This is a genomic window from Micromonospora sp. CNZ299, assembly GCF_002754415.1.
The window spans coordinates 5,200,273-5,223,711 of sequence record NZ_PEFG01000001.1; the positions used below are offsets into that span (position 1 = coordinate 5,200,273).

25 protein-coding genes are annotated in these 23,439 nt (G+C 71.4%); 8 read left to right on the forward strand and 17 right to left on the reverse strand.

The window, feature by feature from the left end:
- Positions 1-65 precede the first annotated feature (65 nt).
- From CLT68_RS23760 to CLT68_RS23775, 4 genes are all read left to right on the forward strand, one after another.
- Entirely contained in the window at positions 66-572 is a 507-nt protein-coding gene (locus tag CLT68_RS23760) for a GNAT family N-acetyltransferase (RefSeq protein WP_099854147.1), read from the forward strand.
- A 67-nt stretch (positions 573-639) separates the two neighbouring features.
- Positions 640-984, forward strand: a complete 345-nt coding sequence (locus tag CLT68_RS23765) for a cupin domain-containing protein (protein ID WP_099854149.1) — start codon at positions 640-642, stop codon at positions 982-984.
- 217 nt (positions 985-1,201) lie between these two features.
- Positions 1,202-1,639, forward strand: coding sequence for a MarR family transcriptional regulator (locus CLT68_RS23770; protein ID WP_099854151.1), 438 nt, complete (start codon positions 1,202-1,204; stop codon positions 1,637-1,639).
- A complete protein-coding gene (locus tag CLT68_RS23775) occupies positions 1,626-2,147 on the forward strand; it encodes an aspartate carbamoyltransferase (RefSeq protein ID WP_099854153.1) in 522 nt (173 codons plus the stop codon). Before CLT68_RS23770 ends, CLT68_RS23775 begins: the two co-directional genes overlap by 14 nt.
- On the opposite strand, the gene CLT68_RS23780 is transcribed toward CLT68_RS23775, so the two are convergent.
- The 8 genes from CLT68_RS23780 to CLT68_RS23815 all read right to left on the reverse strand — a co-directional run bounded on the left by CLT68_RS23780 (position 2,144) and on the right by CLT68_RS23815 (position 10,190).
- Positions 2,144-3,328: a hypothetical protein gene (locus CLT68_RS23780; protein ID WP_099854155.1), complete on the reverse strand. Its 1,185-nt coding sequence runs from the start codon at positions 3,326-3,328 to the stop codon at positions 2,144-2,146. The two genes, CLT68_RS23775 and CLT68_RS23780, sit on opposite strands and share 4 nt — an antisense overlap.
- Positions 3,321-4,157, reverse strand: coding sequence for a sugar phosphate isomerase/epimerase family protein (locus CLT68_RS23785; protein ID WP_099857549.1), 837 nt, complete (start codon positions 4,155-4,157; stop codon positions 3,321-3,323). The genes CLT68_RS23780 and CLT68_RS23785 overlap by 8 nt, the downstream gene beginning before the upstream one ends.
- A gap of 20 nt (positions 4,158-4,177) precedes the next feature.
- On the reverse strand, positions 4,178-5,329 hold the full coding sequence (locus CLT68_RS23790) for a dihydrodipicolinate synthase family protein (protein ID WP_099854157.1): 1,152 nt from the start codon (positions 5,327-5,329) through the stop codon (positions 4,178-4,180).
- Positions 5,326-6,477 (reverse strand): Gfo/Idh/MocA family protein, encoded by a 1,152-nt coding sequence (locus CLT68_RS23795; RefSeq protein ID WP_099854159.1) that lies wholly within the window; start codon positions 6,475-6,477, stop codon positions 5,326-5,328. Before CLT68_RS23795 ends, CLT68_RS23790 begins: the two co-directional genes overlap by 4 nt.
- A gap of 38 nt (positions 6,478-6,515) precedes the next feature.
- Positions 6,516-7,271 carry an ABC transporter ATP-binding protein gene (locus CLT68_RS23800; RefSeq protein ID WP_247666864.1) on the reverse strand — a complete coding sequence of 252 codons (756 nt, stop codon included), beginning with the start codon at positions 7,269-7,271 and terminating at the stop codon, positions 6,516-6,518.
- A 43-nt stretch (positions 7,272-7,314) separates the two neighbouring features.
- Positions 7,315-8,319 (reverse strand): ABC transporter substrate-binding protein, encoded by a 1,005-nt coding sequence (locus CLT68_RS23805; protein ID WP_099854163.1) that lies wholly within the window; start codon positions 8,317-8,319, stop codon positions 7,315-7,317.
- Between the two features lie 23 nt (positions 8,320-8,342).
- Complete coding sequence (locus tag CLT68_RS23810; RefSeq protein WP_099854165.1) at positions 8,343-9,308, reverse strand: ABC transporter permease; 966 nt, start codon at positions 9,306-9,308, stop codon at positions 8,343-8,345.
- A 165-nt stretch (positions 9,309-9,473) separates the two neighbouring features.
- Positions 9,474-10,190, reverse strand: coding sequence for a cupin domain-containing protein (locus CLT68_RS23815; RefSeq protein WP_099854167.1), 717 nt, complete (start codon positions 10,188-10,190; stop codon positions 9,474-9,476).
- Positions 10,191-10,314: 124 nt separating this feature from the next.
- Between CLT68_RS23815 and CLT68_RS23820 the strand changes: the two genes are divergently transcribed.
- Both CLT68_RS23820 and CLT68_RS23825 read left to right on the forward strand, forming a co-directional pair.
- Positions 10,315-11,388 (forward strand): LacI family DNA-binding transcriptional regulator, encoded by a 1,074-nt coding sequence (locus tag CLT68_RS23820; RefSeq protein ID WP_099854169.1) that lies wholly within the window; start codon positions 10,315-10,317, stop codon positions 11,386-11,388.
- On the forward strand, positions 11,385-12,398 hold the full coding sequence (locus CLT68_RS23825) for a phosphotransferase (protein ID WP_099854171.1): 1,014 nt from the start codon (positions 11,385-11,387) through the stop codon (positions 12,396-12,398). Before CLT68_RS23820 ends, CLT68_RS23825 begins: the two co-directional genes overlap by 4 nt.
- A 51-nt stretch (positions 12,399-12,449) precedes the next feature.
- Here the strand turns inward: CLT68_RS23825 and CLT68_RS23830 are convergent, their stop codons facing one another.
- The gene (locus CLT68_RS23830; RefSeq protein WP_099854172.1) at positions 12,450-13,112 is read right to left on the reverse strand and encodes a fasciclin domain-containing protein; all 663 of its coding nucleotides are present in this window, start codon (positions 13,110-13,112) and stop codon (positions 12,450-12,452) included.
- Between the two features lie 132 nt (positions 13,113-13,244).
- On the opposite strand from CLT68_RS23830, the gene CLT68_RS23835 reads away from it, so the two are divergent.
- The gene (locus CLT68_RS23835; RefSeq protein WP_088948515.1) at positions 13,245-13,730 is read left to right on the forward strand and encodes a GNAT family N-acetyltransferase; all 486 of its coding nucleotides are present in this window, start codon (positions 13,245-13,247) and stop codon (positions 13,728-13,730) included.
- A 339-nt stretch (positions 13,731-14,069) separates the two neighbouring features.
- Here CLT68_RS23835 and CLT68_RS23840 read toward each other — a convergent pair whose 3' ends face one another.
- Complete coding sequence (locus tag CLT68_RS23840; RefSeq protein WP_099854175.1) at positions 14,070-15,374, reverse strand: MFS transporter; 1,305 nt, start codon at positions 15,372-15,374, stop codon at positions 14,070-14,072.
- 105 nt (positions 15,375-15,479) lie between these two features.
- On the reverse strand, positions 15,480-16,040 hold the full coding sequence (locus CLT68_RS23845) for an NADPH-dependent FMN reductase (RefSeq protein ID WP_099854177.1): 561 nt from the start codon (positions 16,038-16,040) through the stop codon (positions 15,480-15,482).
- A 138-nt stretch (positions 16,041-16,178) separates the two neighbouring features.
- Here CLT68_RS23845 and CLT68_RS23850 point away from each other — a divergent pair, with 138 nt between their 5' ends.
- Positions 16,179-16,652 carry a MarR family transcriptional regulator gene (locus CLT68_RS23850; RefSeq protein ID WP_099854179.1) on the forward strand — a complete coding sequence of 158 codons (474 nt, stop codon included), beginning with the start codon at positions 16,179-16,181 and terminating at the stop codon, positions 16,650-16,652.
- Between the two features lie 10 nt (positions 16,653-16,662).
- Here CLT68_RS23850 and CLT68_RS23855 read toward each other — a convergent pair whose 3' ends face one another.
- The 6 genes from CLT68_RS23855 to CLT68_RS23885 all read right to left on the reverse strand — a co-directional run bounded on the left by CLT68_RS23855 (position 16,663) and on the right by CLT68_RS23885 (position 23,370).
- Positions 16,663-18,510, reverse strand: coding sequence for an IucA/IucC family protein (locus CLT68_RS23855; RefSeq protein ID WP_099854181.1), 1,848 nt, complete (start codon positions 18,508-18,510; stop codon positions 16,663-16,665).
- On the reverse strand, positions 18,507-19,130 hold the full coding sequence (locus CLT68_RS23860; RefSeq protein WP_099854183.1) for a GNAT family N-acetyltransferase: 624 nt from the start codon (positions 19,128-19,130) through the stop codon (positions 18,507-18,509). Before CLT68_RS23860 ends, CLT68_RS23855 begins: the two co-directional genes overlap by 4 nt.
- Positions 19,127-20,404: a lysine N(6)-hydroxylase/L-ornithine N(5)-oxygenase family protein gene (locus tag CLT68_RS23865; protein ID WP_099857551.1), complete on the reverse strand. Its 1,278-nt coding sequence runs from the start codon at positions 20,402-20,404 to the stop codon at positions 19,127-19,129. The genes CLT68_RS23860 and CLT68_RS23865 overlap by 4 nt, the downstream gene beginning before the upstream one ends.
- A gap of 62 nt (positions 20,405-20,466) precedes the next feature.
- The gene (locus tag CLT68_RS23870) at positions 20,467-22,005 is read right to left on the reverse strand and encodes a pyridoxal phosphate-dependent decarboxylase family protein (RefSeq protein ID WP_099854185.1); all 1,539 of its coding nucleotides are present in this window, start codon (positions 22,003-22,005) and stop codon (positions 20,467-20,469) included.
- A 176-nt stretch (positions 22,006-22,181) separates the two neighbouring features.
- Positions 22,182-22,334 carry a hypothetical protein gene (locus tag CLT68_RS23880; RefSeq protein ID WP_199177132.1) on the reverse strand — a complete coding sequence of 51 codons (153 nt, stop codon included), beginning with the start codon at positions 22,332-22,334 and terminating at the stop codon, positions 22,182-22,184.
- 4 nt (positions 22,335-22,338) lie between these two features.
- A complete protein-coding gene (locus CLT68_RS23885) occupies positions 22,339-23,370 on the reverse strand; it encodes an ABC transporter substrate-binding protein (protein ID WP_099854187.1) in 1,032 nt (343 codons plus the stop codon).
- Positions 23,371-23,439: the final 69 nt, after the last annotated feature.

Genomic DNA, 23,439 nt, shown 5'->3' on the forward strand with positions numbered 1-23,439 from the left:
GTACCAGGCCGTGCTTCTGAAGTGCTCGTGTTGGGCCTACTCGCAACGGTGGGTAGCCTGCCGGCATGGCAAAGGTTGTCACCTACCTGGAGATGAATAACGCCAAGGACCTGCGACCTGGAAAGGTGGTGGCGGACCTTTTCCTACGGCGCGTTGACGGTGGCCTGCCGCTCGTGCGTGCCACCACTGCTCAGGTCGGAGGCCCCTACGGGTGGCGGAGTGCGTCTCGCACGAATGAAGAGTGGCAGGAGCTGATGCAGTGTCGTCCGCTGCGCCAATACTGGCTCATCGCTCTGAAGGACGAGACCGTGGGGGTTGCAAATTTGGAACCCCAGCCTCAGGGAGATGTGGAGATCACCACCTTTGGGCTGTTGCCCGAATATGTCGGGAGGGGTCTCGGTGGCCATGCGCTGACGCTGACCATCCGGCAAGCATGGGACAGTGAGGCCGTGGAGTCTCCGGCTGTACGCAGGGTTTGGCTGCACACATGCTCGTTGGACCATCCGAATGCACTACGCAACTATCACCGACGCGGCTTAACTGCCTATCGCACGGAGGTCGAAGCCGAGTAGTAGTCACGCCAACGAACCCGACTCGAAGACGATTCGCCTACTGTCGTTGCCGTACTAGGCTTCCGCCATGCTGATCATCGATGGCGCGGGCCGGTGGACCGCACCCGCCGGGGCCGCCAACGACTGGGTCGAACAGCTGAGAGTGCCGGACCTGTCGGTGGGGACCTACTGCATCCCGGCGGGCGGTTTCGACGCCCAGAGCCCGCACACCGAGGACGAGATCTACGTGGTCACCGCGGGGCGGGCCCGGATCGTGACCCCGGACGGCGCCGCCGAGGTGGGCCCGGGGTCGGTGATCTTCGTGCCGGCTGGCGAGGAGCACCGGTTCGACGAGGTGACCGAGGACCTGGCGCTGCTGGTGGTGTTCGGCCCGGCGTACGGCTCGCGCGCTCCGGCGCCGCGAGCCGAGTAGAGCGGACGGGTCGCCAGCCCGGAGTTGATGTTGAAATCGCTTGGAGCTGCACCGAGGCGCCCCGGCCGAGCCAGCTTGACTGCGTCGCCGGCTCGGCCGGGGCGGACCACGTAACGGTCGCTCTCCATTGTCATGCCGTGTCTCCCGTGGGGCTCAGATGCGGGTTCATCCTCCACAATGGTTGCACGCTCGAACCATCTGGTTGTAGCGTCGAACCATGCAGCCTGGCGAGATCGACGCGGCGCAGGAGGCCCTGATGCGGTTCGTCCGCAACTTCGGCCTCCATCAGCCCGACCGGACTCCGTGCGGGCAGCCGCTGCCGGTCTCGGAGGCGCACGCCATGGTGGAGATCGCCCGGGAGGGGCAGATCCGGCAGGTGGAGCTGGCTCGCAGGCTGCGTCTGGAGAAGAGCACCGTCAGCCGCCTGGTCACCAACCTGGTCAACAGGGGCTGGTTGCACCGGGAGACAGCCGAGGGTGACGGTCGTGGCGTTCTGCTTCTGCTGACGGCCGCCGGCACCACCGCCGCCGCCCGGCAGGCCGACGCCCGCCGGGACCGGCTCACCACCCTGCTCGATCGCGTCCCCGACGACCAGCGCGCGGCAGTGGTTCGTGCGCTCCAGACCCTCGCGGAGGCCACCAATGAACCGTCCTGACCGCCCTCGTGCCCATCGGGCGCTGCTCCTGGCGGCCGTCGCGGCCGCCGCGCTCAGCGGGGGCTGCGCCGACGACCCGGCACCGTCGACACCGACGGCCAGCTCCAGCCGACAGGCCGACGTCGCCGAGCGAGGCGCGTCCGTCATGCCGTTCGATCTGGATCGCACCACGCACCGCTTCACCAAGACCGACACCGGTGGCGTGCAGACCGTGGTCGCCGACGACCGCCAGGACACCACCCAGATCACCCTTGTCCAGCAGCATCTGACCGCCGAGGTCGAGCGGTTCCGGCGTGGCGACTTCGGCGATCCCGCCCGCATCCACGGCACCGAAATGCCCGGCCTGGCAGCGCTTCAGGCACACGACGGGCGGATCACCATCGAGTACGCGACCACACCCGACGGCGCACAGGCCACCTACACCACCGACGACGCCGCGCTCCGCGATGCCCTGCACCACTGGTTCGACGCCCAGGTCAGCGACCACGGCGAGCACGCCACCCGCTAGACGCCACCGTCGGCCACCCGGGCCGCGTCTCCTCGCCGCCGCCAGAGCACGGTGCACGCCCCGGCCAGGGCCAGCCCGAGCAGCGGCGCGACGCCGACCCCGGCGAGCGTGCAGGCCACCGCCAGCAACGCGGCCGGCACCCAACACCAGGCGGGCACGGTCCGCGGCGCACGACCGCGCCGACGGGCCGCGGCTTCCACGGCCATCGGCACCACCAGCACCGGCAGCGCGGCGGCCAGGAGCGTCAACCAGGGCAGCACGAGGCGGTCGAAACGCGCCACCGCCAGCACCCCGCCGAGGACCGCGACGACCAGCATCGCCGAACGAGCCGGCACGCGGGGGGCCAGGCCACGGATCGCCAGCGCACCGGAGTACGTGGTGGTCAACGCGGCGGCGAAGACCGCCACCGCGACGAACAGATTCGCGTACGCGGCCAGGCCCGAGCCGGCGGCCAGCAGCGCGACCACGTCGGCCGAGCCGGTCCGCAGCCACAGGCCGGCGCCGGCGATCACCCCGAGCAGCGCGGGCCCGATCAGCAGCCCCACGCACCAGGCCAGGTCCCGCCGCCGGGCGAGGCCGACGCTGAAGTCCGGCGCGCGCAGCGCGAACACCGCCGCGTAGCCGATCAGCGCGGCGGCGTCGGCGAGCCCACCGGCGGCGAGGCGAACCGGCGCACCGGGTGGCGGCAGCACCGTCAGGCACCAGCCGACCAGGACCACCGCGCTGAGGGTGGTGAGCACGGCGACCCGGTTCCCGAGCCGGGCCGGCCCCCAGGAGACGGCCACCACCGCCACCTCCAGCAGCACCGGCCCGACCCAGCCCGGCAGGTCCGTCAGGGCGGACAGGGAGGCCCCGCCGAGCCCGACGTTGAACCCGTTCCAGCCGACCATCGACACGGCCAGCACCGCCGCCAGCAGCAGCCGTGACGTGTTGCCCAGGTAGGCGGGCAGCACCGCGGTCAGCGTTCCACCGTCGCCGAGCGGCCGGCGCAGGCCGATCCGGCCCTGCCCCCAGAGCAGCGCCGCCATCAGCACCCCGCCGACCAGCAGCCCGGCGACCGGCACCGCGCCGCCGTGCCGGGCCGCCATCGCCGCGCCGAGCACCAGCGTGGCGGGCGCGGTGCCGATGCCCAACCACGCGCCGACCGCCGCCGGCCAGCGCCGCTCGGCAGCCTCAGACAACGTGGCGCAGGTAGCCGGCTATCGCCGCGTCCAGCACCTCCGCGCCCGGCCGCGCCCACACCTCGGCGGAGAAGACCTCCACCTCGATCGGGCCGCCGTAGCCGGCCGCGTCGACCGCCTCGCGCAACCGGCGCAACTCGATGCACCCGTCGCCGGGCAGCGCCCGCCCGAGCAGCACACCCTCCGGCAGCGGCGTCACCCAGTCGCAGACCTGGAACGCGGCGATCCGGGCACCCGCCCGCGCGATCTGCGCGTACACCGTGTCGTCCCACCAGACGTGGTACGCGTCCACGACCACGCCGACCACCGTCGGGTCGAACCGCTCGGCGATGTCCAGGGCCTGACCGAGGCTGGCGATCACGCAGCGGTCGGCGGCGAACATCGGGTGCAGCGGCTCGATCGCCAGGCGTACCCCGGCGGCCTCGGCGTGCGGGGCCAGCTCACCGATCGCGTCCGCGACCCGCTGCCGGGCGCCGTCGATGTCCCTGCTGCCCGGCGGCAGCCCACCGGACACCAGCACCAGCTCCGGGGCACCCAGTGTGGCCGCCTCCTCGATGGCCAGCAGGTTCTGCGCGCGCCAGTCGTCAGTGGAGAAGAAGCCGCCCCGGCACAGCGACGTGACGGTGAGACCGGCGTCGCGGACCAGCTTCGCGGACCGGGCCAGCCCATGGTCGGCGACCGGCTCCCGCCACAGCCCGACGCCCGGCACCCCGGCGGCCACGCAGCCGGCCACCACGTCGGGCAGTGGCCACCGCTGGGCGGTCGCCTGGTTGAACGAGAACCGCGCGAGGCTCTGTGGGCTTGTCGTTCGCGACTGCGGGGCTCGCAGGACCGGCTCACTCCTCGCGCTCACTGCTCCACCCCCGCCACCGTGAACAGCGCTCGGGCGCGGGAGGCGGCCAGGTCGGCGTCCGGCAACAGTCCCGCCGCGTCGGCCAGGGTGAGCAGCGTGGCCAGATGTGCCGGGGACCGCCCGGACTGCGCGCCGCCGACCATGGTGAAGTGGTCCTGGTGCCCGGCAAGCCAGGCCAGGAAGACGATCCCTGTCTTGTAGTGCCAGGTCGGGGCCGCGAACAGGTGCCGGGCCAGCGGCACGGTCGGCGCGAAGATCTCGTCGTACGCCGCCAGGTCGCCCCGGTCCAGGGCGGCCAGCGCGGCGGCGGCGGCCGGTGCGATGGCCGCGAACACACCGAGCAGCGCGTCGGAGTGCCCCACCTCGTCGCCCCGGATCAGCTCCGGGTAGTGGAAGTCGTCACCGGTGTAGAGGCGTACCCCGGCTGGCAGTCTGCGGCGCAACGCGAGCTCCCGGCCGGCGTCGAGCAGCGACACCTTGATGCCGTCCACCTTCGACTGGTGTGCCTTGATCAGCTCGACGACCGTGTCGGCGGCCAGTTCCAGGTCGACCGCACCCCAGTAACCGGTCAACGCCGGGTCGAACATCGGGCCCAGCCAGTGCAGCACCACCGGCTCGTCGGCGGCGCTCAGCAGCTCGTCGTACACCCGGAGGTAGTCCTCCGGCCCGCGCGCCGCGGCGGCCAGGTGTCGGCTGCACATCAGCACCGGCCGGGCGCCGGCAGCGCGTACGTGGTCGAGCTGCTCCAGGTACGCGGCGGTGACCGCCGCCAGGGTGGCCGGGCCGGCGGGCAGCTGATCCGTGCCGACCCCCGCGACGATCAATCCGCCCGCCGCGCGGGCCTCGGCGGCACTGCGGCGGATCAGCTCCCGGGTCGCCGGGTAGTCCAGCCCCATCCCCCGCTGGGCGGTGTCCATCGCTTCGGCGACCCCCAGCCCGTACGACCACAGGTGCCGCCGGAAGGCGAGGGTGGTGTCCCAGTCCACCGTCGCCGGGGCGCCTGGCACGTTCTCCGCGGTCGGGTCGGCGACGACGTGCGCTGCCGCGTACGCGATCCGGCTGGTCGCCGGCGCGGCCGGGCGGGCGAAGCCGCTCCCCCCGGCCAGCCGGTGCCGTCGCCCGCCCGGCAACACCACCTCGGCGGTCATGAGCGCAGCTCCGGCACCTCGATGCGACCACCCTCGCGGGCGGAGCGCAGCCCCAGCTCGGCGAGCTGCACACCGCGTGCGCCGGACAGGAAGTCCCACCGGAACGGCTCACCGGCCACGACGTGCCGCAGGTACGCCTCCCACTGCACCTTGAAACCGTTGTCAAACTCCTCGTTGTCGGGCACCTCGACCCACTGGGCCCGGAAGTCCTCGGTGGCCGGCAGGTCCGGGTTCCACACCGGCTTCGGGGTGACCGCCCGGTGCTGCACCCGACAGTTGCGCAGGCCGGCGATGGCGCTGCCCTCGGTGCCGTCGACCTGGAACTCCACCAGCTCGTCGCGGTACACCCGCACTGCCCAGGACGAGTTGATCTGCGCGATGATGCCGCCGTCGAGTTCGAAGATCCCGTACGCGGCGTCGTCCGCGGTCGCCTGGTAGACCTGACCGGTCTCGTCGACCCGTTGGGGCACGTGGGTGGCGGTCACGCAGGACACGGCGGTGACCCGGCCGAACAGCTCCTCCAGCACGTAGTGCCAGTGCGGGAACATGTCGGAGGTGATGCCGCCGCCGTCCTCGGTCCGGTAGTTCCACGACGGACGCTGAGCGGGCTGCCAGTCGCCCTCGAAGACCCAGTAGCCGAACTCACCGCGCACCGAGAGGATCTGACCGAAGAAGCCGCCGTCGATGAGGCGCTTGAGCTTGCGCAGGCCGGGCAGGAAGAGCTTGTCCTGCACGACACCGGTGCGTACGCCGGCCGCGTCCGCCGCCCGGGCCAGGTCGAGCGCGGCGGCGGTGTCCTCGGCCAGCGGCTTCTCCGTGTAGATGTGCTTGCCTGCCTCGATGGCCTGCCGGATCGCCTTCTCCCGCTGCTGGGTCACCTGGGCGTCGAAGTAGATCTCGACGTCGTCGCGGGCCAGCGCCGAGGTCAGGTCGGTGGTCCAGTCGGTCAGGCCGTGCCGCTCGGCGAGCTCCCGGAGTTTCGTCTCGTTGCGCCCGACCAGGACTGGCTCCGGCCAGATGGTCGTGCCGTCGGCCAGCGCCACGCCGCCGGATTCGCGGATGGCCAGCAGCGAGCGGACGAGGTGCTGGCGGTAGCCCATCCTTCCGGTCACTCCGTTGACGATGATGCCGATCGACCTGCGGGTCATGGTGTTCCTTCCGTCGTGCTGGTCGTGCCGATCCGCGCTCAGTGGTTGGCGGCCGCGCTGCCGAGCAACCCACGCAGGTCGGTGGCGAGGCGGTCGAAACGGGGGTCCGACATCACCTGCGCGTAGTCGCGGTGCGCCGGCAGCTCGACCGGAAAGGTGCGGATGATCCGGCCGGGCCGGGCGCTCATCACCACGACCCGGGTGCCGAGGAAGACCGCCTCGGCGATGGAGTGGGTGACCAGCACCACGGTGGTGTCGGTCTCCCGCCAGATCCGGTGCAGTTCGGCATTCATCTGCTCGCGGGTCAGCGCGTCCAGGGCGCCGAACGGCTCGTCCATCAGCAGCACCGGCGGGGAGTGCAGCAACGCACGGCAGAGCGCCACCCGCTGCTGCATGCCGCCGGACAACTCGTGCGGCAGGGCCTTCTCGAAGCCGGTCAGGCCGGTCATCTCGATCAGCTCGTCGGCCCGACGGGACGCCTGGGCCCGGTCCATGCCGCGCATCTCGGCCTGGAGCAGGATGTTGGCCCGGGCGCCACGCCACTCCAGCAGCGCGGCCTTCTGGAAGACGAAACCGATCTCCTTCTGTGGGCCGCGTACCGGGCGCTGCAACAGCGACACCGCACCGCTGGTCGGTTTGACCAACCCCGCGACGATCTTCAGCAGGGTGGACTTGCCGCAGCCGGACGGACCGACGATCGTCACGAACTCCCCGGGCTCGATGTCCAGTGAGACGTCGTCCAGCGCGGTGGTCTGCGACCGTCGGGAGGTGAACCGTACGGTCACCCCGGACATCCCGATGGCGGTGCCGGTGGCTGCCGGCGCGGCGGTCACGGCGTCACCCCTGCGCCGCGTACGAGGAGTCCCAGTACGCGTTGGGCGCCCCCGGGTCCTTCAGCTCCGCGTAACGGGACATCAGGTCGATGGTCTCGGTCCACTGGGCCTCGGTGTTCACTCCGGGCGGGCCTTCGGAGCCGAGCAGCGGCAGGTTGAGGGTGAGCTGCTTGGTGAGCACCTCGGGAGCGGGCTCGTTCTCGGCGAGAGCGACCATCGCGCTGACCGCTCCGGCCGGGTCACGTGCGGCGTCGGCCCAGGACTTCTGGGTGGCACGGACGAACTTGCGGGCCAGCTCCGGGTCCTTCTGCAGGGTCTGGGTGTTGGCGATCAGCCCGGTGCCGAGCAGGTTCATGCCGTAGTCGGCGAAGAGCAGCACGTCGACCTTCTTGCCGGTCTTGCTCTCGATGGTCGGCGCCTGGTCGTGGAAGAAGCCCATGATGGCGTCGACCTTGCCCTCGGCCAGGGCGGCGATCTTGCCGGCGGCGTCCACGCTGACGACCTTGACCTCGTCCTTCTTGACGCCGTTCTTCTCCAGCCAGGCCGGGAAGGTGGCGTAGAGGGCGTCGCCGGGCGTGCCGCCGACGGTCTTGCCCTTGAGGTCGGCCGGGGTCTTGATGTTCTCCTCGGTGAAGAACTCCACCGAGGACGGGCCCTTCTCCAGGTACGCGCCGAGGCTGCGCACCGGCATCCCACTGGCCACCGACTTGAGCAGCACCGGGCTGTCCGCCCAGCCGAAGTCGGTCTGCTTCTGGGCGACCTGCTTGACCGTGTTGCCCGAGCCGTTGCCGGGCAGGATCTTCAGGTCGATGCCCTCGGCGGAGTAGTAGCCCTTCTGCAGGCCGTAGTAGAACGGCGCGTGCTCGCCGTAGGGCACCCAGTTGAGGGTGAGGGTGACCTGTTTGCTGCCGTCGGCGCCGGTCTTGCCGGCGGAGTCGTCCCCACCGCAGCCGGTGGCGGCGAGGAGCAGGGCTGCGGTGGCCAGGATGGTGGTGGCGGTGCGTTTCATCGGTGCCTCCGTGATGGGGTCGGTCAGGAGGTGGTGAGGGACACGCCGGCGCGGCGGCTGGCATGCCACGGGATGAGCAGTGCCTCGGCGATCTCGACCAGGACGAACAGGACGATGCCGATGGCGGACATCAGGATCAGGTCGGCGAACAGCAGCGGGGCGTCGAGGTTGCCGTTGGCCAGCAACAGGACGTAGCCGAGCCCTTCGCTGGCGCCCACGAACTCACCGACCACGGCGCCGACCACCGCGAGGGTGACGGCCACCTTCAGGCCGGCCATCAGGTGCGGCAACGCGTTTGGGAAGCGGATCTTGCGGAAGGTGCGCCACGGCCCCGCGCCCATCGTGGCGGCGAGGTCGAGCAGTTCCGGGTCGGTGGAGCGCAGCCCGGCCACGCCGGAGATGACCACCGGGAAGAACGCGATGAGCACCGCCAGGATGATCTTCGGGGTGAGGCCGAGGCCGAACCAGACCACCAGGAGTGGCGCGATGGCGATCTTCGGGATGACCTGTGCGAACAGGACGATCGGATAGAGCGCCTTGTCGAGGGTGCGGGAGTAGGCGATGGCCACCGCGGTGGCCAGACCCAGTGCGGCGGCCAGCACGAAGCCGAGCACCGTCTCGTAGAGGGTGACGAGGGTGTGTCGGGCCAGCTCGGACCACTGACCGGTCATCGTCTCCCAGACCTGGGCGGGTGTGGGCACCAGGTAGTTCGGGACGTACTCCTGCGCGGCCACGAACCACCACGCGGCGAAGACGACGGCGAGCACCAGCGCCGGACGCCAGAGCGAGTCGGCGAAGGCCGCCGCCCGGCGACCGAGCGTCGGTCGGGGTGGTCGGCCGCCGGTTCCGGACGGTCGACCGGCCGCTGTGGACCGGCCCGGACCCTCGGCGGGTTTCGACGTTGCGGAGGCGAGCGAGGCCGCCGGATCACCGCCCGCCGCCTCGGCGGCGGCCTGCCGGCCCGCCGTGTCCAGAGAGTTCTCGGTCACGCGGAACCTCCTCGGGGCCCGGCACGGCACCCGTGGAGGGGGCCGTTCGGCGGATCAGGCAAACGCTTTCCTGGAGCGTAGGCGGCGCCCTCACGCCGGGCAAGGCCTTTCCTCGATCTGTTTCCACCGATGCCTGGTGACCCACCGGCTGTCCCAAAGGGACAGTCAGACGGCCGCCGGGTAGGTGTCCAGCAGGCCGCACATGCCGAGCCGACCCCGCTCGACCGGCTCGTCCACCACGTACACCCCGGCCTCGGCCAGATGGCGGGGATCGCCTCGCCCCAGGGCGTCGAGCTGGCTGTCGGTGCTGGCGGCGGCCCGGCCCGCGCCGGCCTCCCATCGCTGCCGCCACCGCGCCAGCAGCGGCTGGCGCAGGGCGACCGCGGCGGCGTGGAAGGCGGCCAGCGCCGCCGGCCCGCCGGACCGCAGCGCCTGGAAGCCGGTCACCGCCAGATCCCGCCTGCGGTACGCGGCCCGCACGTCCGCGCCCGGCGCTCCCCCATCGGGTAGCGCGACCGCCGCGGCATACGCGCCCGGATCGGCCAGCACGTCGGGCGGGAAGGTCAGCACCGCGTCGCCGGCCTCGGGCAGGCCGCTGTTCTGCATGAGCACCACGATGGCCAGCCCGCCGGTGTTGACCAGACGGTGCACGGTGCCCGGCTCGAACCAGACCACCACCCCCGGCCGCAGGGGTGTCTCCCGGAAGCCGCTGGTCGTCAGGGTCTGCACCGCGCCCTCGCCGTCGGTCACCACGTACCCCTCGGTGCAGCACAGGTGCACGTGCGGCGTGCCGCCGACCAGGCCGTCCGGGGCGACGGTGTCGTAGACACGCAGCCGGGAGACCCCCACCCCGCCGGGCAGCGGGGCCGGCCCGTCAGGCATCGAAGTACTCGTCGGCGAAGCGATCGGACATGGCCGGGCCTCCCTGCGGGAAAGGGCTTTCTCTGCGGTACCGTGACGCTAGCCGGCACGGCGAAATGCCGTCAACAGACCAAGGGGGCGGGCCATGGCGACTCTGTCCGATGTGGCACGCCGCGCGGGCGTCTCCCCCGCCACCGCCTCCCGCGTCATCAACGGCAGCAGCAAGCCGGTCACCGACGAGCTGCGTGAGCGGGTGCTCGCCGCCGTCGCCGAGTTGCAGTACGTGCCGAACGCCCATGCCCAGCTGCTGGCCCGCTCGCACCGCAGCGCCGTGGGTGTGATCGTGCACGACGTCTCCGACCCGTACTTCGCCGAGATCACCCGTGGGCTGCAACGCGTCGCCACCGACCAGGGGCGGCTGCTGATGATCTGCAACAGCTACCGGGACCCGGACCGCGAGCTGGAGTACGTGGAGCTGCTGCGCGGTCACCAGGTGGCGGCACTGATCCTGGCCGGCTCCGGCTACCACGACGAGGCGTTCACCCGGCAGCTCAACGAGAAGCTCGCCGCGTACGAGGCCACCGGCGGGCGGGTGGCGGTGATCGGCCGGCACGAGCACTCCGGCGACGCGGTGATGCCGGACAACCGGGCCGGCGGCTACCTCGCCGGGCGGGAGCTGTGCGGGCTGGGGCACCGGGCGATCGGGGTGGTCGCCGGCCCGCGGATCCTGACCACCACGACCGACCGGCTGGCCGGCCTCCGGCAGGCCCTCGCCGAGCAGGGCCGCGAGCTGCCGGAACGGCGCATCCGGTACGCGGAGTTCGACCGCGACGGCGGCGCGGAGGCGACCGCACGACTGCTCGACGCCGACCCGGAGCTGACCGCGATCGTGGCGCTCAACGACTCGATGGCCATTGGCGCGCTCGCCACCCTCCGCGCGCGCGGGCTGGCCGTGCCGCAGCAGATCTCCGTGGTGGGTTTCGACGACATGCCGATCGCCCGGGATGTGACCCCGGCGCTGACCACCGTGCGACTGCCGCTGGTCGACATGGGGGTGCGCGCGATGTCCCTGGTGCTGGGTGCCGGAGCGCCGGCGCCACGGGTCGAGGTGCTCCCCGCCGAGCTGGTTCGCCGCGACACCGCCGGTCCCGCCCCGCGTTCCTCCCCCGCCACCGCCGCGTCGGCCCCGCGTGCCCGACGGGGTGACGCGGCGTCGTGACCGGAGCCAGCCCCACCCAGCGTGCCCTCCGGCCGGACGAGGTGGCGTATCTGCTCCGCGCCTCACTCGGGTCGCACGTCCAGGTCAGGGACTCCGGTCCACTGGACGGCGGCGGATACGCGACCGTCTGGTGGGCGCTGCTCGACGACGACCGCCGGGTGGTGCTGAAGCTGGCCCCGCCGACCGGGACGCCGCTGCTGCGCTACGAGCGCGGGCTCTGCGCGGCCGAGGCCCGCTACTTCCACCTCGTCGCCGAGCGCGCGCCGCAGGTGCCGGTGCCCGAGGTGCTGCACCACGGCACCGACCCGGCGTACGGCGAGTGGTTGGTCACCGCGATGCTGCCCGGCCGGTCGCTGGTCGACCTGGCCGAGGGTGGTGTCGACGATGGCCCGGCGCGCCACGACCTCGGGGTTGCCCTCGCCGCGTTGCACCAGGTCACCGGCGACCGGTTCGGGTACGACGACGACCGTCCCGGCGGGTCGACCTGGCGGGCCGCGTTCACGGCGATGCTCGATGCGTTGCTCGCCGACGCGACCGACTGGAACGTCCGGCTGCCGGTCACCCCGGCACGCCTGCACGCGCTGGTGCAGCGGCACGCCGCTGTGCTGGACGAGGTGCGCCGGCCGGCGTTGCTGCACTTCGACTGCTGGGACGGCAACGTGCTGGCCGCGCCCGACCCGGACGGCCGGTGGCGGCTGCGTGGCCTGGTGGACGGCGAACGGTTCCTCTTTGGCGATCCACTGCTGGACCTGGTCTCGCCACTGCTCTTCCGGCGTGTGGAGGAGGAACCGGAGCATCCCCTGCTGCGTGGCTACCAGGCCACCGCCGCCGAGCCGCTGCTGCTGGACGCCTCCGCGCGCCGCCGGTTGGGTCTCTACCGGCTGCACCTGTACGTGCTGATGACTGTGGAGATGCCCAGCCGCGGCATGACCGTTCGCACCCACGCGGGGCGGCATGCCCGGCTGGCAGGTCTGCTCGACGAGGAGATCGCCGCGCTCGCCTCGGCCTGACGGCCGGCGCGGGTGGCGCCCGACGCGTGGTCGGACGCCACCCGCCCTCGGTCAGGGCAGGTCGATCGGGCGCAGCACCCGGTCCACCGAGTGCGCGATCTGCCGGTTGCCCTTGTTGACGTCGAAGGTGACGACGCGGGCGTCCCGGTCGTTGGTGTCGGCGTCGATCAGGCGCACCTGGCGGAAGAAGTACAGGTAGGTGCGCACGTCGACCTCGACGGTCGAGCCGAGCGCGGTGCTCAGGTCCGTGCCGTCGGCCCGGACCGCCGTCTTGCGATCGATGGTGGCGCCCGGCACCACGTGGTAGAGCAGCACCGATTCGACGGTGTCGATGCCCAGCCCGGCGACGGCGGAGAAGGCCGCGCTCTCGCTCGGCAGCTTCTTCGCCTCCGTGATCTCGCGTACCAACTGCTGGAAGGCCGCGTCGGTGGGGATGAACGCGGTCAGTGCGACAGTGCCGTCGGTGAGCACCTTGACCGGCGAGTTCGGCTTGGCCTCCAGCACGGCCAGCACGGCCGCGGTCAGCACGTCGAAGTCCCGCGAGTTGCGGTCGAAGCCGCTGGTGTCCTTCGTGAGCACAGCGGCGAGTGAGGTCGTGCCGAGCGGCTTGGCCTTGCCGGTCGCCTGAGCGGCCGGCACAGCGATGGCCGTGGTGGCCAGCGCGGTGGCCATGGCGCCCACCGCCATCCTGGCGGCGAGTCGTGCGATCTTCATCAGCGGGCCTTTCGTCGAAGCGTCGGATCCGTGACGTCTCGTCACGACCCATGCTTCGCACCGGGACCGCTGCTCGGATGCACCCGGGGATAACCGATTGTCCGGGGCTCGTCGCGGGCTTAACCTCCCCCGGTGCTGATTCGGGAGTTCGTCGACCAGGACTGGTCGCAGGTGTGGCCGATCATCGAGGGGGTGATCGGGGCACAGGAGACCTTCACCTACGATCCGGCGATGACCGCCGAACAGTCGTACGGCATGTGGGTCGAGGTGGCACCAGGTCGGACGGTCGTGGCGGTCGACGGCGAGCGGGTGCTCGGCACCGCGAAGATGGGCACCAACCGGCCCGGGCCGGGCGCGCACGTGTCGACCGCGAGCTTCATGGTCGCCGCCGACGCGCGGGGCCGGGGCGTGGGCACCGCGCTGTGCCGCGATGCTCTGACCTGGGCCCGCGAGCAGGGGTACGCCGGCATGCAGTTCAACGCAGTGGCGGAGAGCAACCGGTCGGCGGTGGAGTTGTACCGGCGGGAGGGCTTCGCGGTGGTCGGCACGGTGCCGGGCGCGTTCCGCCATCCCGCCCTCGGCCGGGTCGGGCTGCACGTCATGTACCAGGAGTTCTGAGCGGCCGAGTCTCGCGGACGCCCGAATGCGGCTGGCGAATGGGATGTGCTGCTCGGTGCCTGTAGAGCTGCCCCATTCGTGGGGCGGGACTCCCGGTCCGCGGTTGCCTCGGTCCGCGCCCGGCGGGGGCGGCATCCGGGAGACGGCAGGTCGCCTGTCTGACCATGCGGGCGGGGCCGCGCCCCTGAGGGCGGGCCACGACCATGAGCGCAGGCCACGACCATGAAGGCCGGCCACGACCATGCGGTGGCTACGGGCGTGGCTGCCCCACTGACGGGGCAGCTCGACAGGCACCGCGGGACATGTCGCCCGGAGCCACCGCCCAGGCGGAGTGCCGACTCACGCCGTCGAGGGATGGTCCGCCGGTGGCTGACTGACCCCGCCCCGCACGACTGCGGCAGGTGGACGACGCGGCTCGGAGCCGGCGCGGCGGACCGGGCTGAAGAGGCCACCGACCGCTACCAGCAGGCACCCCGCTCCGGCCGCGAGCGTGACGGCCGCGACGCCGAACCGGGCGGCGGCCCAGGTCAGCACGACGGCGCCAGCCGGACCGAGCGCGTAGTGCGTGCTCCAGAACGCCGACGTGACCCGGCCGAGCAGGTGGTCAGGGGTGATCTCCTGGCGCAGCGACATCGAGCAGATGCCGCCGACGCTGAGGCAGCACAGGTACACGGCGGTCAGCGCGGTGACAGCGGGCACGCTCGTCGCGATGCCGACGCCCGCCACCGCGAACCCGCAGACCGCGTGGGCGCCGATCCACGTCGCGCCGAATCCGCGCCGTCGACGCAGCGGGGCCACCAGCAGCGCGCCGGCGACTGTGCCCAGCGCAGCCAGGCCGAGCACCGTGCCGACGGTGCCCTCGGAGCCGCCGAGGTCGTGGGTGACGTGGTAGATCAGCACGTCGACGAAGCCGTAGGTCAGGAAGATGAAGACCGACAGCAGGATGGTCAGCGCGCGTAGGACGGGCTGTCGCCACAGGAACCGCGCCCCGGCCAGGAACTCGGCCAGCGGCCGCTCCCGGGTCACCGTCGCGGCGCCGTCGGCCGGTGCGGGCCGTAGTCGGATCATCCAAAGCCCCGCCGCGGACAGCGCGAAACTCGCCGCGTTGACGGCGATGGCGGTCGACGGGCCGAAGCGGGCCGACACCACGCCGGCGAGCAGCGGCCCGAGGACGGCCGCCGCCGCGTACGTCGCCTGCAACCGACCGTTGGCCTCGGTGAGCCGATCACGATCGACGAGGTTGCGGATCGCGGTGACGGCGGCGACCTGGAACACCATGCCGGCGGCCTCGCAGATCGGCAGCACGACGAAGAGCAGCCACACCTGCGGGCCCGCCAGCCACGCCAGCGGCACCAGGCCGTACAGCACCAGACGGGTCAGGTCTGCCACGATCATCAGCGTGCGCCGGTCGTACCGGTCGACCAGAACCCCGCCGAAGATCCCGGCGGCGACGGACGCCGCGCCCGCGACGGCGGTGAGCAGGCCCATCTGCGCCACCGACCCGGTCGCCTGGAGCACCAGCAGCGGCACCGCCAGGTACGCGAACGAGTCGCCGGCCGCCGAGAGCGACTGCGCGACCCAGTACGTGCCGAAGGTGCGGTCCCGCCACAGCGGAGGCCGGTCCGCGCCGGCAGGTCGGCTCATGCGGCCGAGGGTAGTACGCATCGCCGATCCGGTTGGCCCGCACATGCGGGCACGGCGGCGGCCGCGGGAAGGATCCCGCGGCCGCCGCCGGAAAGCCCGAAACGGTCAGCCCTTGCGCAGCGGAGCGAGCGCGCCGCTCCAGGCGACCACCTGGTCGAGCGTGGTGGTCAGCGCGTCCTGCTGGAACTGGTTGGGCTTGAAGGTGCTGAAGTTCTCGAAGTCGGTGAAGAGCGACAGCGCGACCTGCGAACGCACGTCGGCCATCTGGAGCTCACCGGAGATCAGACGCAGGTGCTCCACGGCGCGCGCCCCGCCGACCGAGCCGTAGCTGACGAAGCCGACGGCCTTGTTGTTCCACTCGGCGTAGAGGAAGTCGATCGCGTTCTTCAGGGCGCCCGAGGTGGAGTGGTTGTACTCGGGGGTGACGATGATGAACCCGTCGTACGAGGCGATCGTCTCGGCCCAACGCAGCGTGTGCGGCTGGGAGTACTGACCCATCGAGGGCGGGTACGCCTCGTCGAGGTGCGGCAGCTGGTAGTCGAGCAGGTCGATCAGCTCGTACTCCGCGTCGGAGCGCTGCTTGGCGATCTCCAGCACCCAGCGGGCGACGGCTTCCCCGTTACGCCCCGGACGGGTGCTTCCGAGGATGATCCCGATCCTGGTCATGTGTGGTGCCCTTCCAGAGGTCCTTGCCTGACGGCCAGAACGCTAACCGGTGCTTGATTGGTCAAGCAAATACTCTCGTTATGGTCGTAGTCACACGGAGGGTAAGCATTTGCTCCGTCAAACAAGTATGATATGAGGATGTCCAACCCCTCCACGCCGACGCCGCAACCTCTCAACCTTGACGAGGAGGCCCTGGTCCGCGCTCTGGGCCAGGTGATGCACGTGTTGCCCCGTGCGATCGACGCAGACATGGTCGGTGACCGTCAGTTACCGCTCACCGAGTACACCGCCCTGATGAACCTGTCGGAGGCACCGGACCGGCGGATGCGCATGCACGAGCTCGCGGCGCTGTGCCATCTCTCGCTCAGCGGCATGACCCGCACGATCATCCGGTTGGAGACGCAGGGCCTGGTCAAGCGCGAACGGTGCGAGGAGGACGCCCGCGGCTGGAACGCCGTCCTCACCGACGCCGGCTTCGCCCGCCTCCAGGAGTCCTGGCCCAGTCACCTGGCCGCCGTACGCCGCCGGTTCCTCCAGCACTTCGAGGGCTTCGACCTGGCCGAGCTGGCCCACGCGTTTCAGCGGGCCGGCACGGCGGAGCCGACCCGCTGAGAGTCCACGGTCAGCGGGTCGGTGCGTGGGCCGCCATCGGGTTGACGAGGGTGCCGATGAACTGGAGAGCCGCCGACGGGTCGGCCAGATCGATCATCTGCTGGTTGTTGCGTAGCTGGAGCCGGTTGAGGCAGGACAACGTGAACTCCGGGGCGAACAGGTCGTAGTGGCGGACCCGCTCGGCCAGGTGCGGCACCCGGTCGAAGTAGTCGGTCGCGCAGGCCGCGACCGTACGCCAGAAGTCGTCCTCGGCGAGCACGCCGGCCTCGACCAGGACCGCGTTGAGGTGACGCAGGAAGCAGTCCACCACGTCGGTGAAGATGGTCAGCAGCTTGGTGTCGTCGGGCACGTCGACCCGGATCCGCTCCACCTCGGCGGGCAGCTCGACGTCGGCGCTCATCACCGCGATCTCCTCGGCGATGTCCTTGAAGATCACCCGCTCGACCGTGTCGTGCTCGTCGAGGACCAGGATGACGTTCTCGCCGTGCGGCATGAACGCCAGGTCGTGGGCGTAGAAGCTGTGCAGCAGCGGGGTCAGGTAGGCGTCCAGGTAGCGACGCAGCCAGACCTCGGGCGCCAACCCGGACCGGGCGATCAGCGCCGCCGCCAGCGAGCCGCCGTCGTTGTCCACGTGCAGCAGCGCGGCCATGGTGGACAGTCGCTGCCCCGGCGCCAGGTCGGGCACCGGGCTCTCGCGCCACAGGGCGGCCAACATCTTCCGGTACGGGGAGGTGCGGTCGGTCGCCGCCTCGTACTGCCGGTGCCGGTAACCCACAGCGGCCCGTTCCCGGATCACGGTCAGGCCGGTGCCGGTCAGCACCTCGTCGCGCGCGATCAGGTCGGCCAGCCAGTCGTTGATCGCCGGGGTGGCCGCCATGTACGCGGCCGACAACCCCCGCATGAAGCCCATGTTCAGCACCGACAGCGCCGTCTTCACGTAGTGCCGGCTCGGCTCGCTCACGTTGAAGAAGGTGCGGATGGACTGCTGGGCGAGGTACGCGTCCGGCCCGGGGCCGAGGTGCACCAGCCGACGTTCGGCCAGCTCCCCGGCGAAGGTGACCGCCAGCTTGTTCCACCACTGCCACGGGTGCGCGGGGATCAGATGGTAGTCGGCGAGGTCGAGGCCCAGGTCGGCCATCGTGGCCGCGAACCGGGCCCGGGTCTGCGCGTCCAGCTCGCTCTCGATCAGCGCCTCGTAGTCGAGGTCGGCGGCGCTGCTGAACGTCGAGTGGTCCCGGTGCGCGGCGAGCCACTCCAGGCGTACCGCCTCGGCGGTCTCCGGGGCGTAGCGGTGGTACTCGTCGACGCCGAAGCCGAGGCGGCCGTTGTTGGCCACGAAGCAGGGGTGGCCCTCGGTCATCGACGTCTCGATGGTCTGGAAGTCCGCAGTGGCCAGCTCGGCGGCGCTCGACGCGGCCTTGGCCAGCTTGTACGCGGTGCCCGCCAGCGTCGAGGTGATCTCCTCCAGGTAGACCGGGAGCACCCGCGCGGAGAGCCCGAGGGTGCCGCGCAGCTCGACGATGAAATCCACCGCGTCGGGTGGCAGCGGCGTGCCGTCGCGGTGCCGGGTGATGCTGTCGGCGTCGATCTGCCAGTGCGCCAGGGCGAGCACCCGCGCGGCGAAGCGGTAGGTGACAGTGCCGTCGTCGCTGCGGACCTCGTAGAACTGCCGGTCGTCGGGGCCCGGCACCGGCTCCGGTGCGAGCAGTCGTTCGTGGGTGAACTCGGCGAGCGCCTTGCGGACCAGCAGCCGGTTGGCCCGGGCCCAGCGCTGCGGGGTGAGGTGCCCGACCGGGTCACCGGAAGCGGCGTGCCCGGCGGCGGCTGACGTCTGGGTGGGAACGGCGGTGGCGGTCACGCCGGGGCTCCTTCGGTTCGGGCGGCGGCAGCGCGGTCAGCGTCGGCGGGGCGGTCTGCGGCGGCGAGATCGACGGCCTGGAACTGGGCTCGGGTGCAGACGCTGAGCAGCGCGTCCTTCTCGGGCTTGGCGATCGGGCCGACGACCTCGAAGCCGACGGCGGCGTTCAGCGCGTGCACGGCCGTGTTGCGGACGTCCGGCTCGACCACCACCCGTCTGGTCGTGGGGTCGTCGAAGAGCCACGCCATGACAGTGCCGAGGACCGCCCGGGTGAAGCCGTGCACCGGAGTGCCGACGGGCGCGCAGAGGAAGTGCATGCCCACGTCACCGGGTTGGTGGTCGTAGAGGCCGGCCAGCTCGACGTGGGCCGGGTCGTAGCGCTCGGCGAGGAAGGCGGGACTCCCCCGCCACAACCCGAGGTACGCGTCGTGGTGCGGGTGTTCGGCGATCCGCTGGTACTCCTCGGTCACCCGGGCCAGGTCGGCGTCCTGCATCAGCCAGAACGCCGCCTTCGGGTGGGTCACCCAGGTGTACAGCAGCGCGGCGTCGGTGTCCAGGTCGAGCGTACGCAGGGCGAACTCGCCGAGCCGATCGTCGGAGCGGGCGAAGACGACGCTCACGACGTCACCCCGAACTCCTGGAAGGTGATGCTCTTCTCGATCGGGTAGTACTCCCGGCCGAGCAGCTCACGGATGATCCAGGAGTTGCGGTAGGGGCCCATGCCCAGGTCCGGTGAGGTGATGCTGTGCGTGTGGGTGCCCGCGTTCTGCAGGAAGATGCCCCGCCCGCTGTGGTCGATGCTGTAGTTGCGGGCCACGTCGAACCGGCCGTGCCCGTCCCAGCGGATCCGGTCACGCACCGGCGCGAGGAACTCCGGCACCCGGTAGTGGTAGCCGGTCGCCAGCACCAACCCCTCGGTACGCACTGTGAAGTCCCGCTCCTGCTCCACCTGACGCAGTCCGAGCGTGTACACCCCGTCCTGGTGGTCGGCCCCGACCAGCTCGGTGTTGGTGAGCAGACGGGTGTTCACCGGTCCGTCGACGGTGTGCGCGTACAGCAGGTCGAAGATCTCGTTGATCAGATCCGCGTTGATCCCCTTGAACAGGCCCTTCTGCTCGGTCTCCAGCCGGTAGCGGGTCGCCTCGGGCAGCGCGTGGAAGTAGTCCACGTAGTCCGGTGAGGTCATCTCCAGCGTCAGCTTGGTGTATTCGAGCGGGAAGAACCGCGGCGAACGGGTCACCCAGTTGAGCTGGTAGCCGTACCGGTCGATGTCACCGAGCAGGTCGTGGTAGATCTCGGCGGCGCTCTGCCCGCTGCCCACGACTGTGATGCTGCGCTTGGTGCGCAGCGCCGCCCGGTGCTCCAGGTAACGGGAGTTGTGCACGGCGTCCCCGGGCAGCGCGGCCACGGCGTCGGGCAGGTACGGCGGGGTGCCGGTGCCGAGCACCAGGTGCCGGGCCGCGTACTCGACGGTCTCTCCGGTGCCGGTGCTGGCCCGCACCACGTACCGGTCGTCGGCGGCGTCGTACTCCACAGTGGTCACGGTCTGACCGAAGCGCACGTTCGGCAGCTTCGCCGCCGCCCACCGGCAGTACGCGTCGTACTCGCTGCGCAGCGGGTAGAAGCTCTCCCGGATGTAGAACGGGTAGAGCCGGCCGATCTCCTTGAGGTAGTTGAGGAAGGAGTACGGCGATGTCGGGTCGGCGAGGCTGACCAGGTCGGCGATGAACGGGGTCTGCAGCCGCGCCGACTCCAGCAGCATGCCGGGGTGCCAGGCGAGGCTCGGGCGGGCCTCCAGGAACACCCCGTCCAGCTCGTCGATCGGCGCCGTGAGGCAGGCCAGGCCCAGGTTGTACGGGCCCAGCCCGATGGCGATGAAGTCGTGGGTGGACATCCGGCCCTCCAGGCCCAGATTGGATTTCATCGGCGTCAGCCGACTGGGCAGGTCGATCGGCATCAGCCGACGTGGCAGGTCAGGTCGGCGGTGACGTGGTCGTGCACGTAGCGGCCGGCGTGGGTGGCGATCAGGTCGAGGACGTAACCGACGTCTTCGACTGTGGTCGCCGGGTTGAGCAGGGTGAACTTCAAGAAGTGCCGGCCGTCGACCCGGGTCCCGGCGACCACGGCGAGGCCGGACGCCGCGAGGGCCTCCCGGGCGTGCAGGTTGGCCGCGTCGGCCAGGTCCCGGCCGGGGCCGGTGGGCAGGTAGCGGAAGACCACGGTGCTCAGCTCGGAGCGGGTCACCACCTCGAAGCGGGGGTCTTCGCTGACCAACTGCCAGGCGTCGGCGGCCCGGTCGACCACCTCGTCGAAGAGCGCGCCGAGCGCGTGCGGGCCCATCACCCGCAGTGTCAGCCAGAGCTTCAGCGCGTCGAAGCGGCGGGTGGTCTGCAGGCTCTTGTCGACCTGGTTGGGGATGCGCTGCTCCACCATCCGGGCCGGGTTGAGGTAGTCGGCGTGGTAGGTGGCGTGTCGCAGCACCCCGCGGTCGCGGACCAGCAGCGCGCTGGAGCTGACCGGCTGGAAGAACGACTTGTGGAAGTCGACTGTCACCGAGTCGGCCCGTTCGATGCCGTCGAGCAGGTGTCGGCGCGTCGGCGAGATCAGCAGACCGCAGCCGTACGCGGCGTCCACGTGCAGCCAGACACCGGTCGCCGCGCAGATCCCGGCGAGCTCCGTCAACGGGTCGATGGAGCCGAAGTCGGTGGTGCCGGCGGTGGCGACGACGGCCATGACCACCAGCCCGGCCTGCCGGCAGCGCTCGATCTCCTCGCGGACGGCGGACGCCCGGATCCGTCGCCGGGCGTCGGTGGGCACGGCGATCACGGCGTCCGGGGCGAGGCCGAGCAGTTTGGCCGACTTCTGCACGCTGAAGTGACCGGCCGCAGAGGTGAGCACCCGCAGTCGGGGCAGCAGCTCCGCGCGGGCCGCCGGGCCGACCGCGTCGACGCACGCCTCCTCGCGGGCCAGCAGCAGCGCCTGGAGGTTGGACTGGCTGCCGCCGCTGGTGAAGACGCCGTCCGCGCTGGGGCCGAGGCCGATCCGCTCGGCGGTCCAGTCGATCAGGCGCCGCTCGATGAGGGTCGCCCCGGCGCTCTGGTCCCAGGTGTCCAGGGACGAGTTCACGGCGGTGAGCACCGCCTCGCCGAGCAGCGCCGGGATGGCCACCGGGCAGTTGAGGTGGGCGAGGTAGCGGGGGTGGTGGAACCAGACGGCGTCGCGCAGGTAGACGTCCTCCAGCTCGTCCAGCGCGGCGCCGGCGTCGCCCAACGGCCGGTCCAGGTCCACCCGGTCGACCAGGGGGGCCAGCTCGGCAGGCGTGATCCCGGTGACGGGACGGTCCACGGTGGCCACCCGACGGGCGACGCGGTCGACGCCGTCGGCGATCGCCCGCCGGTACTGCTCGACCGAGCCGTCGTGCAACAGTTGGGCCCGCGCGGCGGCGGGCGCCGGTGACGGCGCGGTGTTCTCGACGGGGTACGTCGGCACGGTCACTCGAAGTCCTTCCACGTTCTGGACGAGGGGCAGCCGGAACCTCCCCCCGGCGCGGCGGTGCGCCTCGGGGTGGTGCTGCCTTTCTGATGGGTTCGCCACTCAGGCCGTGGCGCCGACCAGCGCCTCGGCGCGCAGGTCCTCTTCCGGGAGCCCCCAGCGCCAGTAGCCGGCGAAGGTCACCCGCCGACGGTCGAAGCCGCGCTCGCCGTCAGGTCCGCACCGCCGACGGTCACCCGCACCAGCGAGGCGCCGACCCGACGGGCCCGTACGACGTGCGCGGCGAAGAAGCGGTACTGGAGGGCGATCGGTTCGACGGTGCTCGTACTCATGGCGTCAGCTGACCTTCTTCGCGTTCCGGATGGCGGTGGCGAGGTTTTCCAGCAGCGGCGCGGAGCCGGCGTACGAGAAGCGGGGCACCGCGTCCCAGGCGGTGACCTGGTTGGCCTTGACCGCCGGCAGTTGCTGCCAGGTCGGCTTGGCGGCGAGGTCCTTGGGCTGGAGGGCGGTGCTCCGGTTGTCCAGCAGGATCAGGTCGGCCGGGAACTTGCCGGTGTTCTCCCAGCTCAGCGCCTCGAAGTAGTCGCCGGATTCGAGCTTGTTGGGCACCACGATGTCGACGCCCAGCTCGGCGAAGTACATCAGGTCGGTGCTGACCTTCGGGTTGGAGACGTAGAACAGGTCGGGGCTGCCGGAGCAGGCCATCACCTTGATGCCGGGGTTGGCCTTGACCGCCTGCCGGACCGCCTCGGCGGCGGCGTCGAAGCGGGTCTTCGCGTCGGTGACCTTCTTCGCGGACAGGTCCGCGCCGAGCGACTCGGCCAGCGCGGCGTAGCGCTCGATCGGCTTGGTCATCGGCACCCGGGCGGTGGTGATCGCCACACTGGGCGCGAGCGGGAGGATCTTGCTCTTGCTCTCGTCCGGCACGTACCAGAGGGCGTCCGGGTCGTACATGTGGGTGACCAGCAGCTCGGGGCGCAGCGCCGCGTACTTCTCCAGGCTGAACTCGCCCCAGACGTTGCCGAGGATCTCGACGCTCTCGACGTTCAGGTCGCCGGCCTGGGGGTCGGCACTGCCGTCGGCCCGCTTGGTTTCACCGAACACTCCGACGAGCTGCTTGTCGAGACCGAAATCGATCAGTGCCGCCGCCACGCCGGTGAAGGCCACGACACGGGTTGGGCGGGCTGCGGCATCGACCTTCGTACCGCGGTCGTCGGTGAACGACCAGGGACCACTTCCGTTGCCGGCGGCAGGCTTCGCGGTGTCGTCCTTGCCGCAGGCGGCGAGCAGGGTGGCCAGCGTGGCGGCACCACCGGCGGCCAGCAGGCCACGGCGGGAGAGGCGACGTGCGGACAGGGCATCGGTCATGGTGTTGTCTTTCGATCAAGGGTCTGGCCGGGCTCGACCAGGGTAGCGGGGTTAGGTTAGCCTAACCTC